Source organism: Haladaptatus marinus (genome assembly GCF_051194195.1).
Genome location: NZ_JBLZNK010000005.1, coordinates 268,304 through 280,797 on the forward strand (window position 1 = coordinate 268,304; position 12,494 = coordinate 280,797).

Consider the following 12,494-nt stretch of genomic DNA (forward strand, 5'->3'; position numbering starts at 1 on the left):
TCTCGTATATACGAGCCAGCGATGCAGTCACTCGGAGTGTGGATAAACACGAGGAAAGTAGTCGGTCAGATGAGGAGTTGTATATCAGCGTCTGCCATGTCCTGTATTGCGGTAGCCGCTCCAACGCCAGTAGTGACCCCATCATAGAAGTCGTCCTCATCGTAGTCCATCAGATCGATGGTCATCTGGCACGCCTGAAATTCCACGCCCATATCGAGCGAAGTCTGGATGAGTTCTTCGATGGTCGCCGTGTCGTTGTCGTCGATTTTCTTCTCCATCATCGCGGTCGTCAATCGATCCATCCCGGGGAGCGTACCGACGACGTTCGGCATGGGCATACTCGGGTTCCCGACGGCACTCAGCTTCAACTGCTTCGAGCGCTCCTCGTGAAGGATATCGAGCCCCCAGAAGGTGTGAAAGACCGTGACCTCGTACCCGAACGCGGCGGCAGTGCTCGCGAGGATGAGCGGCGGATACGCCATGTCGAGTGTACCCTTCGTAGCGATGATGGACATCTTCGGTTGGCTATCCTCCTGGGTGAGCTGGTTTTCCAACTCTTCGACACGCGCCTCGAGTTCGGCTCGAGAGGGTGCGTCACCGGTCGTGTTCGGTGTGTCAGTACTCATTGCTAGAACGTGAACACCTGATTCGCATCTTCGACTTCTTCGAGGAACGTCGCCGCGCCCGCGAATTTAGTGGTGACGGCCTCGTCTATCGCGTCTTTATCCCACTCGAGCATGTCGAGGGTCGTCGTGCAAGCGACTGTCGTGACGAGGTCACCGCCGTCGGCGACGAACGCCACGAGCAGGTCGTAGGGGTTCGGCATCCCCGCATCGAGCAGCGTTTGGATTTCGGTGACATCCTTTTCACCTTCGAGGAGATGTGTCAATCCGTCGAAGGTGAAATAGACGAACACCTCGGTGTCCGACGCAAGGGCTGTGTGTCCGAGATTCATCGCCATTGCAAGACTTTTCGGATTGTCGTTGTCGACAATAATTCCTATCTTCTCCATAGTGATTCACTCCGTTTTGCGGACGTAGTGTTTGTACACGTCCTCTCCCTCGATTTGGTCGAGAAGTTCCACGCCATCGGTTGTGTCAGCCCAACCGCTGAGGTCGCTCATGCTCCCCGGGTCGGTGGCGAGGACTTCGAGGATGGCCCCTTGGTCGAGTTGGTCGATGGACTGTTTGGTCTTGACGACGGGCATCGGGCAGTTTTGACCCTTCACGTCGAGTGTTTCAGTGGTTTCGTACTCTGTCATAGTATTGCCTTCAATATCCAATACTGGTACCGCGATTTAAAAATGTGTCGTTTGTATTGTCCAGCCCATACACTACCATATCCGATTACAACCCCATATACGCATAAAACAGCTTTTGAGCCAGCTCTCCGGGACTAGTATTGTGTAGTATTGTAACTACTATCCGAACATTTATTTGGTAGCGGACGGTAGATGAGAATGACAATGACGAAAGTGGAAAACTCCACCACCGACAAACCGGTTGCATCGATCACACCAACGGGCTTGAAAGAGCACATCGATGCCGGTGAGAACGTATTCATCCTCGACACGCGTTCGGAAGGTGACTTTGAGGAATGGCATATTAACGGGGAGTCTGTCGACATCGTGAACTACCCGTACTTCGAACTGCTCGATGGGATTCCGACGGATCTCCACGACGAGCTCCCGAAGGACCAGCGTATTACCGTTCTCTGCGCGAAGGGGGGTTCGAGCGAGATGATCGCAGAGCAACTCGAAAAGGAGGGGTACGACGCGGAACACCTCGAGCACGGCATGAAGGGCTGGGCACGTATCTACGAGTACGCGGAACTCGATGTGAACGACGAGACAACCATCGCACAGTACCGGAGGCCGTCGAGCGGCTGTCTTGCCTATCTCGTCGTCTCCGATGGCGAGGCTGCTGTTGTTGACCCACTCCGTGCGTTCGCCGACGAGTATATCCAGGATGTACGTACGCTCGGAGGTGAACTGAAGTATGCGCTGGACACACACATCCACGCCGACCACATCTCGGGAATCCGTACTGTCGCCACCCGTACCGACGCCACGACAGTGCTTCCCGAAGCGGCCGCGGCGCGTGGGGTCGAGTACGATGAACCCTACGAGACAGTCGCGGACGACGAGCGTCTCACCCTCGGTGACGTGGAGATAGAAGTCATCCACACCCCCGGCCACACCAGCGGGATGACCGCATACAGAATTAACGACATCCTGTTGACCGGTGACGGTCTCTTTACGGAGAGCGTCGCCCGCCCTGACCTCGAAGACCCCGAGGCGGCGAAGGACGCCGCACGCACACTTTACGAGAGTCTCACCGAGAAGGTTCTCTCGCTGCCCGATGAGACGGTTATCGCACCTGCACACTTTAGCGACGCCGCAACGCCGAACGACGATGGCACGTACACAGCGAAATTGGGCGACCTCACGGAGCGTATGGACGCGCTCACGATGGATGAAGACGAGTTCGTTGAATTCATCGTCGCGGACATGCCGCCGCATCCGGCAAACTACGAGGACATCATCGCCGCTAATCTCGGCCAGCAGGCACCGGACGAACAGGAAGCGTTCGAGTTAGAACTCGGGCCGAACAACTGTGCCGCCAGTGGAGAAGCGTTAACCAACGAATGATTGACGCCCTTACACCGCCGCTCGTACTCGGCGAGCTCTTCCCACGGGGAGTAACACCGTACCTCCTCGGTGGCCTACTCGTCGGGCTGGGCGCAGCGATTATCTACCTGGCGACGGGAATCATCGCGGGAGCTAGCACGTTCCTTGAGTCCACACTCTCGTACGTCTCTGATGTCCCACGGTTCAACCGCTTCGAGTACATCACATCGAGGAGTTGGCGAGTCGTGTTCACCGCGGGTATCGTCAGTGGTGCGGTAGTCTACGGACTCGTGTTCCATCCCGGAATCTGGACGACCGATGTCCAGTGGTGGCGGCTGCTCGGCGGTGGCTTCCTCGTTGGAGTCGGTACCCGCCTCGGAAAAGGATGCACGTCCGGGCACGGCGTTTGTGGAGTCGGCTCGATGTCGAACACGTCGTTGGTGAGCGTTATGACTTTCATCACGGTCGCTATCGGGACTGCCCAACTCGTACAAGCATTGGGGGTGTCACCATGAGCGGCGTCGAACGCAATCGGCTCGTCCTCCCGGTTATATACATCGGCGGGCTTGTGTTTGGCTTCGGCCTCGCCGTCAGCGGGATGGCAAAGCCCGAGATCGTTCTGGACTTCCTCCAGTTCAACGACTTTGGCCTCCTCTTCGTGATGGGAGGTGCGGCAGCCGTCACCGGAATCACGTTCGCGGTCGCGACACGATACCTCAACCGTGCGCCGCTGACCGCCCGTGAGTACACTCGCCGCTTCAAGGAGTTCGACCGAAACGTCCTACTCGGCGGTGCAATATTCGGCGTCGGGTGGGGTCTCTCCGGCATCTGTCCAGGTGCCGCCTACGCCAGCTTCGGGATCGGTAACTACCCCATCCTCTGGGCGATCGCTGGGATGTTTCTCGGTGCCTACGCTCAGGGATTCGTACGCTCGTATCGCACGGACGACGCTAACGTCACGAGCGACACATCCACTAACTGAACAACATGTTCCAACAACATCCATTGACAAACGTACGACAGGAGTATTGTATAGTGATGAATGAGTCGAGCAATATCGAGGAGTGCAAATAATATGTTTGGACTCGAAACACTGAGCAGTTCCGCACACGCAGTGGTCACAGTGGGACTCGTCCTCACGGAGGCAATCGCGTTGTATGTTGGCTACGGTGCATTCAGCAGTGTTGCTGGTACGACCGTCCTCGATATGGTCGGAGGTGAGCAGTGATGGAAATGTTCGGGATGAGCCTCATGCTGATCAGCGTGTTCGTCGGGTTCGGGCTACTCATTGGAACCCTGTTCGGGTTCTTTGGAATGGGCGGGTCGTTCCTCGTCACGCCCGCATTGCTCGTCATGGGCTATCCATCGACGGTTGCAGTCGGGAGTGGTTTGGCGTTCGTCTTCGGGACGAGCGTCATCGGTGCACTCCGTCACCGTAACCACGGACAGGTCGACTACAAGCTGGCAGCCATCATGACAGTAGCGATGACGATCGGTATCGAGGGCGGGAAACGCGTCGTCTTCTACCTCGAGGCAACCGGGATGTCCGACCTCATCATCAGCGTTGCGTATGTCGGCCTCCTCGCCCTGGTTGGCTTACTCACCCTGCGCGACGCGTGGACGAGCGGGGATGACACTGACGATACGGATAGCCTTGAACTCGCTGACCGCGTCCAGTCGATCCACATTCCACCGATGGTAACACTACGCGGTAACATCCGTGTGTCCGCGACTATCATCTTCGCAATCGGACTCAGCATCGGCGTATTATCCGGATTCCTTGGCGTCGGCGGAGGATTCTTGCTGATGCCCGCGATGATGTACGGGCTCGGTGTCCCAGCCGCGATCGCAGTCGGGACGGACATCCTCCAAATTACGATCTCCGGCGCGTTCGGTGCGTTCGTCTACGCACAGGCTGGGTCGGTGGCGTTGCCCGTCGTCGGAGCACTGCTCGCGGGAAGCGCGCTCGGTGCCCGTGTTGGTGCAGGGGCGACGAAACTCGTCGATGACGATGAAATCAAGGGGTACTTTGCCGCAATGCTACTCGCAGGAAGTCTTGCCGTCGCTGCCAAGAAACTCGGTACAGCGTATGGAATCGACGTGCTCAACACGGTGAGTATGGTGCTCATCTTCGGTGCTGCGATTCTCGTCAGCGGTGCGGTCGTCCTCGCAGCCGTCTGTCGACTGCGGAACGATAGCACCGGGAGGTTGTGCCAGCTGACGACGACGACGACGTAAACCACCTCGAAGTCACGCCCCGAACCGCTCGACCTGTTCAGCCCGCCCGATGGCGTTCCACGTCTGAAACAGAACCGCCACGCCGAACGTGAGGCCACAGGAACCATTTTTTAGAACAGCACTACATTAGATTCAGATTTTTCAAGTCCGTTCGACCTCGTCGCATCGTATATGTTACCAATCACTACTGCCAGTATTGAGTATATAGTGAAATAGTCCCAAAATCGTCAAACACAACATACGAACTTTTGAGTGGCATCACAATATCCCCATGTATCCGATTTCATAGCCACAGAATGGATACGAGTGGAGTCTTTAGAAAGGAAGACGTCTGATAACCCTCGTTCGAATCCAACGAATATAAGAAGGGGCAGACCATAGTGTTGTATGTAATGAGCAATACCAACTATGCTCCGTCGGAAGTTGCACAGCAGGTTCAGAACGATGACGAGACCCTCTTTGTTCTCGACGTCCGGCGAGAGGAGGATTACGAGGAGTGGCAGATTCCCGACAGCAGGAACCTGCCGATTTACGACGAACTCCTGAAGTACGACTACTCCACGCTGGAAAATCACCTCGATGAACTCCCGGAGGACGAAGAGATAGCCGTCGTCTGTGTTGCTGGCGTCACGTCCGCACGCGCCGCCGAGTTCCTCCGCAAACACGGCTACGACGCCGAATCTATCGACGACGGCATGAACGGCTGGGGACGCGTCCACCGCCAATACCACATCGACGCGGCCGATGGCGTCGTTCAGATCGTCCGTCCGGGAACGGGCTGTATCTCGTACCTCGTCCACGACGGCGACGAGGCTGTCGTCGTTGATCCGACGCAGTACGTCGATGAATACTTGCAGATAGCCGACGACCGCGACCTCAACATCGTCGGTGTCACCGACACCCACGCCCACGCAGACCACGTTTCTGGTGCACGTCGTCTCGCTGGTGAACTAGACGTTCCCTACTATCTCCATGACGAAGACACCGGCGAGCTCGACGGCGTAACCGAGATTGCGGACGGCGATACGATCCAGGTCGGCGACCGCAAACTCGACGTCCATCACACACCCGGACACACGCCCGGCAGTGTTTCCTTCGAGTATGGAGACGTCCTGCTCTCCGGGGACACGCTATTCCTCCGGAGCGTCGGTCGTCCCGACCTCGAGGACAGCTCCGAGGATGCTGTCCGTACAGCTGCGAGCCGACTGTTCGACAGTCTCGACGACCTAACCGACCTCGACGACGAGACGGTCGTCCTTCCGGGCCACTTCAGTGACGAGGACGTGCGACCGCTCGCGACTCAACTCGGTGAGCTTCAAGCGAATTCGATCAACGAGCTCCTCAGCTACGTCGAAGACGACGATGAGAGTGCGTTCGTCGAAACTATTGTCGAAAGTCTCGCCGACGAACCTGCGAACTACAACGAGATAAAACAGATCAATTGGGGTAAAAAACAGCCAGACGGTGACGTCGAGTCGCTGGAACTCGGCCCGAATAACTGCGCCGCGAACTAACGACCTCGGACGGGTTTAGGATGTCATACACACAGGGTATTCGACGAAACTGGTCGCAATTTGCGCTCCAGTTGGTTACCGTGTTCGCCGTCGGGTTGACCATCGGAGCCGAGCGAAACGTCGTGCCGGTTCTCGGCCGGGACGTTCTCGGTGTCGAATCGATGCTCGTCATCGGTTCGTTCGTGGTGAGCTTTGGTTTCGTCAAGGCGTTGCTCAACCTTTATGGTGGGAAGTGGTCGGAATCGTATGGCCGCAAACCGATCCTTATTGCCGGGTGGCTCGTCGCACTGCCGATTCCCGTCATCCTCATCTATGCACCGAACTGGTGGTGGATCTCGATCGGCAACGTTCTCCTCGGAATAAATCAGGGCCTGACGTGGAGTATGAGCGTGAACGCGAAGATCGACCTTGCCGGAAGTGACGTACGCGGCTTCGCTGTCGGGCTAGACGAAGCTTTCGGGTACGGTGGCGTCGCCGTTGGGACGTGGCTCACGGGCGTCATCGCCGCACAGTACGGACTTCGTCCCACACCATTCTACTTCCTCTCGGGAGTCATTGTGGTCGCACTCATTATTTCGCTCTTCTTGATCGAAGAGACACTCCCCTATGCGGAGACAGAAGCCAAAGACGCGGTCAACGATACAACCGCCGAACTATCATTTTGGTCGATACTGAAACGCACTACGTGGGGCGATAAAACGTTGTTCGCGGCGTCTCAGGCGGGGAGTGTCGAGAAATTCGTCGACGCGCTCGTCTGGATCGCATACCCGCTCTACCTAACGACTGCCGGATTAACGATTGTAGAAGTCGGAGTCATCGTCGGTGTCTATGGTGGTGTCTGGGGCATTCTCCAACTCTATACCGGGAAACTGGCGGATGACGTCGGGCGACGACCTCCCGTTATCATCGGGATGTTTGTCGCTGGGATCGGTGTCCTTTCGACAGTATTGATCGAGGGGTACTGGCTCTGGCTATTGAGCGCCGGTGTGACAGGCCTTGGAATGGCACTGCTTTACCCGAATTTGATTACGATCGTTGGCGACGCTGCCCATCCGTCATGGCGAGCGACCGGTCTCGGTGTGTATCGAATGTGGCGCGACGCAGGCTACGGAGTCGGGGCGATTCTCATTGGCGTGACAGCAGATTTCGTCTCGATTCAGGCTGCCTTCTATGGTGTTGCCGCCGCTATGTTTGTGTCTGGCGGCATTGCGTTTGCTTGGATGCAAGAAACCCATCCCGAACGCACCACGGGGGAGACCACCAAATCTCGAACTGCGAGTTCGATAGATGAAGGCTGAAAGTCTTTATGAGGTGATCACAACGTTCGAACCGACGCGGAATCACGTAATCCAGCGGCACCGCTGCAAATGAGAGTGGCGTAGAATTGTGTGAACCATACACAATTCTTTTAACAACGCAACCCCTACCTAGGGGTGATACCGATGCCGAATTCGATGTCCGAACAACTTCAGCAGGACATGGAGTGTGAGGGGTTATTCGACTGTTTCCACGGTCTCAAGGAACTCGATGCGGAGTGCTTCCAAGTTCTCGTGAACGCGGAGAAGCCACTGACGGTTGATGAGATTGCCAAGGAGGTTGACCGGGAACGCTCGACTGCCTACCGCGCTGTCCAGCGCCTGCTTCAAACCGGTGTTATCCAGAAAGAACAGGTCAATTATGACCACGGTGGCTACTATCACGTATACTTACCGACTGATTCTGTAGAGATTACGAGGAACATGCAGCGGATGCTCAACGAATGGTACGCCAAGATGGGCCAACTCATCCAGGAGTTCGAGATGAAGTACGAACAGACCAGTGAGTCATCACCTCTTGAAGGATAACCAACAATGCCGAACAGTCGAATCAACCGGTTCTCTTCAACAATTTTCCATCGCGGAGTATTCACTCGTCCATCTCGGCTGTGACCGAGAAATCCTGAACAGAATGCTCCTAAATAGCACGCCTTCTACCGTTTGGAGGACGGTGCACATCGAAAAATGGCGGACGCCATCCGACTACCGTTTGTCGCGTCAATCGACACTACCGCACCGAACAATTAGTCTCGACAGCAAGTATTGTACACTATTCCCAAAACTATTAACTACTATCGGCGCGTACTACCGATGATGACCACTGAAATGCCATCCGATACGAGTGCTACTTCCCCCGACAAGCCGGTACGAATTAACGGTACGGCAGAGCTAGATGAGTTCGTCGCTAACGGTGACGTCATCCTTGCGGATTTCTACGCCGACTGGTGTGGCCCGTGCCGAATGCTCGAACCCATCGTCAAAAGGTTGGCTTCCGACACCGACGCGACTGTCGCGAAGGTCGACGTCGACACCAATCCGCAACTCGCCAACTCGTTTGGTGTCCGTGGCGTCCCGACACTCGTCTTGTTTGCCGATGGTGAGCAAGTCGAGAAAATCGTCGGCGTCCAGTCCGAAGAACAACTCCGCTCGCTGATCGAATCTCACACCAACTAATTCGAGACGGGTTTCGATCCAACTGTCATTTTAGTACGAGAGAAGGGATATTCCAGAACGGCGATTCTTTTACCTGTATCTAGATAATGTGGGAGGCATAATTAGACTATTTATTTTAGATTTCAACTCAATTTGTAAAAGTCCGTAACTCTTCGTGATAGCCGTATCATCCGACGCTGAAGATACGCAATATAGCCGAATAGGGCCACGAATAGCACCGTGTAGCCAGCCATGAGTAGTGGTTCCATATCGAGTGTTACATACAATTGATTTCATGCATTATTGATCTTCCTTAATGATTTTTTAAAGAGTGAATACGGCTGTGCGCCAACAAGTTTGCCTGCTTTCGTCGACTCACGATCAAAGATAATGAAAGCAGGTGTTCCTCGAATACCATTCTTTTCAGATGTCTTTATATCGGCATCGATACTTGCAATCACAGCATCTCTATTCTTTTTCATACAAGATTCAACCACAGTAGCATCAACGCCCTGAACTCTATCTGTTATCTCCAATAGATTAGACCGCTGGGCCCAACCGGAGTTTTCCTTTCCTTGTTTGTCAAACATTGTCGAATGCCATCGTTTGAATGCATCAGGTTTCCTGTCACGTACTGTCCGCCATACACATTTTGCCATCCGAGCTGCCGTTTCTGATGCTTGGCCAATGTAGGGTTTCTCAAGCACCACGATTCTGACGTTTCCTGGCTTCACATAGTTGTCGAGGAGTTTGGGAAGCGTATTTTGTTCGAATTTTTGGCAAAATGGGCACTGATAGTCACTCCAATAGTACATATCGAGTGGTGCATCCGACGACCCGATAACTGGATTACCTTGCAAATCGATACCGAATTTTGTTGTCTTCTCTGTCGCGTACAGCAGCGAGGTTCCGTTGCCGTTTGAACTGTGCCTACTGGTGGTGTTGCTCCCGGTATCTGAATCGTTGCTGGACGATTGCAGAATGCTCGTGCAGCCAGCTATCGTAGATAGGGATCCAGCCACGGTTCCAAGAAATAGACGCCGGGATCTTGGCCCGTTAGCATCACGCATTGTAGTCCCTCTCGCCTGCTCCTGTTTCATAGTGCCGTTCGATTGTTTTCTGGATTAGACGCTGATTTCTATGAGTTCGTTTGTGCGAAGAGTGGTGCATTGTGGAACCTTTTATATGTTGAGTCCACATTCACGAGGGTCGCCTGCACGGGCAAGGAATGCAAGGAGGAGAATGATACCACCAACCCTGAGTAAATCACCATGGAACGGCATTGCGGCCATGGCACCAGCAAACCCAAGGAACCCAAGCAATCCAGCACCGCAACTGGCACACCCCGATGCAATTAGCCCCGGTAGTACTCCTATCAAATCGGGTAGGCTGGATATGTCAGTCACGCTTAATTGCGCTACGATGTTGACTATGGCAACACCAGTTAGCACTGCGTACGAGATTATAAGGGCGAGACCGAACCACCCATTGGTCGCCAATACATTTTCAGTCAACAGAATCATCGTGTCATCGAACCACTGCAATCCCGAACCGAGCATTTGTATCGACATCTCCGGAAAGGTCGAAAGTATCAGAAAAACATAAGTCACAATTGCAATGAGGATGGCACTGATAACTCGCGAAATCGAGGTTATTGGATATGCAAGTGCGCTCTGTAGATCCGCACCCCATCGACGGACTCGAGCTTGTTCGTTCATTCCATTACCTCTTTAATCGTTGCTTCAAAGCGGGGATATGGCTGTGCACCTTGAATGGACGAAGGCATACCGTTCGATGTAGAGTTGTCAAAAATAAACGTCGGTGTTACATTCACGCCCTGGTTCTTTCCGGCTTGTTTGTCCATAGCAACGCTTGCTGCCAAAGACTGGTTGTTTTTTTCCAAATATGACTCGACTGCGCTAGCATCAACGCCTTTCACGCCTGCTGTGATCTCGAGCAGATTTTGCTTTGTTGCCCACCCCGAGTTTGGTTTCTTTTGCGCGTCGAATATCGAGGCATGCCAGCGTTTGAATGCGTCTGGATCCTTTTCCTGTACCTGTCGCCACACACATTTCGACATTCGAGCCGCTGTCTTTGAGGCGTCTCCAATGGTTACGTATTCGAGAATGACAAGACGTACTTTTCCTGGTTTAATATACTCTTCAAGGAGTTTTGGGAAGGTATCTTGCTCGAATCGATTGCAAAATGGGCACTGATAGTCACTCCAGTAGTAGAGATCTACGGGCGCATCGGGTGAGCCCATAAGAGGGTTATCCTTCAGGTTGATCCCAAAGTCGGTTGTTTCAGTGCTCGCATACACCAACGATTGCGGTTTAGAGACGCTAGTGCTAGTTGTATCCTCTTGCGTACTGGTTTCGGTTGTCGTCTGTGTCTCAGTCGTTTCAGAGTACGTATTGGTTGTAGTCCTCGTGCTATCCGTGGTAGTGTTTCGCTTTGTTGTATTTTCCTCGTCATTACCGGTATTGGTACTCGTACAGCCTGCTAGTCCCGTGAGCAATATCCCAGCAGCCCCAAGGAATGCTCTGCGGCCATTTTCATCGGTACTGTCAGACATGATCGTTATCTCAAGCGAGACCCGGAGAGGTCATAACCTACCTGCTCATTTTCTGGGTTGGAAAACACTGGACATTCTTTAAATAACGTCCATCCCAAATCCGTGTGTGAGTGAGGACCTGAATCCAGCCGACTTGTTTAGTTTGCTGGATGATGATTACGCCCGTGCGATCCTCACCAAAACAAGTAAACAACCGATGTCAGCCCAGACTCTTAGCACTGAATGCGATGCGTCGCTCCCGACCATATACCGCCGGTTAAATGATCTTGAAAAAGAGAATTTAGTCGAAAAACGGACGCAGTTGGAGGCAGATGGTAATCATCGGGCAGTTTACGAAGCCACCGTCGAGCATGTCGAGGTTGATATCGTTGACGGTGATCTTACTGTACGCGTCACCGAGCGTGATACTGCCGACCGATTTACGCAGGTGTGGGAAGAAATGAGGGGGGATCGATAATGCGCATTGAACTGTTCGTGGGGAAGCTACTTGTAATGGCACTTGGACTCCTCATTGCCTACCAAGGCTTTCGGGGCTACCGTCGTAATCAAAGTGAGCCAATGCTCTTCGTCGCGATTGGCTTTATTTTTCTTACCGTAGGTGGGACGATGGGTTGTTCGCTAATACAGTCACTACATATTTCGCCCGCTACGTTCGGCGCTGCCCAAACTGTATTGGTCGCGGTCGGGATGGTCTGTGTACTATACTCACTATACCGATGACGGTTTTCGCACAATCAACTAAAACCTATAGTTACCCCAATTTGTGAAGTAAACAGTCCGTTGCTTAATACACAGTGCTTTTGAAGAACCAGTAAAGGATGTGCGTGTACTCAAGAACACGAACGAGAGAGGTGCTACATTACTTGTGAAGGAAAACGTGTGTTATTTTGTATAGTAAAATGTGAATTTTTGGTAGATCATGAACTGGGGAGTCGGGTACGTGTTTACCAGCCTTACACGCTTGGTAGACTCCCTGAGTTCCCCTAGTAAGCACTTCTTGGATAGGTCTTGGCCATTATACCGATTCAGTAAATAATGGCTCAGGGATCGATGGCCTGTGACACGTCCGA

18 protein-coding genes are annotated in these 12,494 nt (G+C 53.6%); 11 read left to right on the forward strand and 7 right to left on the reverse strand.

Annotated features, from left to right (window positions below; translation table 11 throughout):
- Positions 1 to 65: 65 nt before the first annotated feature.
- Genes ACN2TU_RS18605 through ACN2TU_RS18615 form a run of 3 tightly spaced genes read right to left on the reverse strand, consistent with a single transcriptional unit; the run spans position 66 to position 1,261 of the window.
- Positions 66 to 626, reverse strand: a complete 561-nt coding sequence (locus ACN2TU_RS18605; RefSeq protein ID WP_435157451.1) for a DsrE/DsrF/DrsH-like family protein — start codon at positions 624 to 626, stop codon at positions 66 to 68.
- Positions 627 to 628: 2 nt separating this feature from the next.
- Positions 629 to 1,012 (reverse strand): DsrE family protein, encoded by a 384-nt coding sequence (locus tag ACN2TU_RS18610; RefSeq protein ID WP_435157452.1) that lies wholly within the window; start codon positions 1,010 to 1,012, stop codon positions 629 to 631.
- A gap of 6 nt (positions 1,013 to 1,018) precedes the next feature.
- A complete protein-coding gene (locus tag ACN2TU_RS18615; RefSeq protein ID WP_435157453.1) occupies positions 1,019 to 1,261 on the reverse strand; it encodes a sulfurtransferase TusA family protein in 243 nt (80 codons plus the stop codon).
- Between the two features lie 198 nt (positions 1,262 to 1,459).
- Between ACN2TU_RS18615 and ACN2TU_RS18620 the strand changes: the two genes are divergently transcribed.
- The 9 genes from ACN2TU_RS18620 (at position 1,460) to trxA (ending at position 8,870) form a co-directional block, all read left to right on the forward strand.
- On the forward strand, positions 1,460 to 2,650 hold the full coding sequence (locus tag ACN2TU_RS18620) for an MBL fold metallo-hydrolase (RefSeq protein ID WP_435157455.1): 1,191 nt from the start codon (positions 1,460 to 1,462) through the stop codon (positions 2,648 to 2,650).
- On the forward strand, positions 2,647 to 3,144 hold the full coding sequence (locus ACN2TU_RS18625) for a YeeE/YedE family protein (RefSeq protein WP_435157457.1): 498 nt from the start codon (positions 2,647 to 2,649) through the stop codon (positions 3,142 to 3,144). Before ACN2TU_RS18620 ends, ACN2TU_RS18625 begins: the two co-directional genes overlap by 4 nt.
- Positions 3,141 to 3,611 (forward strand): DUF6691 family protein, encoded by a 471-nt coding sequence (locus ACN2TU_RS18630; protein WP_435157458.1) that lies wholly within the window; start codon positions 3,141 to 3,143, stop codon positions 3,609 to 3,611. Before ACN2TU_RS18625 ends, ACN2TU_RS18630 begins: the two co-directional genes overlap by 4 nt.
- A gap of 93 nt (positions 3,612 to 3,704) precedes the next feature.
- Entirely contained in the window at positions 3,705 to 3,857 is a 153-nt protein-coding gene (locus tag ACN2TU_RS18635) for a DUF7512 family protein (RefSeq protein WP_435157459.1), read from the forward strand.
- Positions 3,857 to 4,867: a sulfite exporter TauE/SafE family protein gene (locus ACN2TU_RS18640; protein WP_435157461.1), complete on the forward strand. Its 1,011-nt coding sequence runs from the start codon at positions 3,857 to 3,859 to the stop codon at positions 4,865 to 4,867. Before ACN2TU_RS18635 ends, ACN2TU_RS18640 begins: the two co-directional genes overlap by 1 nt.
- A gap of 392 nt (positions 4,868 to 5,259) precedes the next feature.
- Positions 5,260 to 6,381 (forward strand): MBL fold metallo-hydrolase, encoded by a 1,122-nt coding sequence (locus ACN2TU_RS18645; protein ID WP_435157463.1) that lies wholly within the window; start codon positions 5,260 to 5,262, stop codon positions 6,379 to 6,381.
- Positions 6,382 to 6,401: 20 nt separating this feature from the next.
- Positions 6,402 to 7,679: an MFS transporter gene (locus ACN2TU_RS18650; protein WP_435157465.1), complete on the forward strand. Its 1,278-nt coding sequence runs from the start codon at positions 6,402 to 6,404 to the stop codon at positions 7,677 to 7,679.
- A 144-nt stretch (positions 7,680 to 7,823) separates the two neighbouring features.
- Entirely contained in the window at positions 7,824 to 8,225 is a 402-nt protein-coding gene (locus ACN2TU_RS18655; RefSeq protein ID WP_435157466.1) for a helix-turn-helix domain-containing protein, read from the forward strand.
- Between the two features lie 285 nt (positions 8,226 to 8,510).
- Positions 8,511 to 8,870 (forward strand): thioredoxin, encoded by a 360-nt coding sequence (gene trxA, locus ACN2TU_RS18660; RefSeq protein ID WP_435157829.1) that lies wholly within the window; start codon positions 8,511 to 8,513, stop codon positions 8,868 to 8,870.
- Positions 8,871 to 8,992: 122 nt separating this feature from the next.
- Here trxA and ACN2TU_RS18665 read toward each other — a convergent pair whose 3' ends face one another.
- The 4 genes from ACN2TU_RS18665 to ACN2TU_RS18680 form a co-directional block, all read right to left on the reverse strand.
- Positions 8,993 to 9,118, reverse strand: a complete 126-nt coding sequence (locus ACN2TU_RS18665) for a CcmD family protein (protein ID WP_435157467.1) — start codon at positions 9,116 to 9,118, stop codon at positions 8,993 to 8,995.
- A 24-nt stretch (positions 9,119 to 9,142) separates the two neighbouring features.
- Complete coding sequence (locus ACN2TU_RS18670; protein ID WP_435157468.1) at positions 9,143 to 9,949, reverse strand: DsbA family protein; 807 nt, start codon at positions 9,947 to 9,949, stop codon at positions 9,143 to 9,145.
- An 81-nt stretch (positions 9,950 to 10,030) separates the two neighbouring features.
- Positions 10,031 to 10,567: a hypothetical protein gene (locus ACN2TU_RS18675; protein WP_435157469.1), complete on the reverse strand. Its 537-nt coding sequence runs from the start codon at positions 10,565 to 10,567 to the stop codon at positions 10,031 to 10,033.
- On the reverse strand, positions 10,564 to 11,424 hold the full coding sequence (locus tag ACN2TU_RS18680) for a DsbA family protein (RefSeq protein WP_435157471.1): 861 nt from the start codon (positions 11,422 to 11,424) through the stop codon (positions 10,564 to 10,566). The genes ACN2TU_RS18675 and ACN2TU_RS18680 overlap by 4 nt, the downstream gene beginning before the upstream one ends.
- Before the next feature lie 106 nt (positions 11,425 to 11,530).
- Between ACN2TU_RS18680 and ACN2TU_RS18685 the strand changes: the two genes are divergently transcribed.
- Together ACN2TU_RS18685 and ACN2TU_RS18690 are read left to right on the forward strand one after the other, a co-directional pair.
- Positions 11,531 to 11,881: an ArsR/SmtB family transcription factor gene (locus ACN2TU_RS18685; protein ID WP_435157473.1), complete on the forward strand. Its 351-nt coding sequence runs from the start codon at positions 11,531 to 11,533 to the stop codon at positions 11,879 to 11,881.
- A 35-nt stretch (positions 11,882 to 11,916) separates the two neighbouring features.
- On the forward strand, positions 11,917 to 12,144 hold the full coding sequence (locus ACN2TU_RS18690) for a DUF7521 family protein (protein WP_435157830.1): 228 nt from the start codon (positions 11,917 to 11,919) through the stop codon (positions 12,142 to 12,144).
- Positions 12,145 to 12,494: the final 350 nt, after the last annotated feature.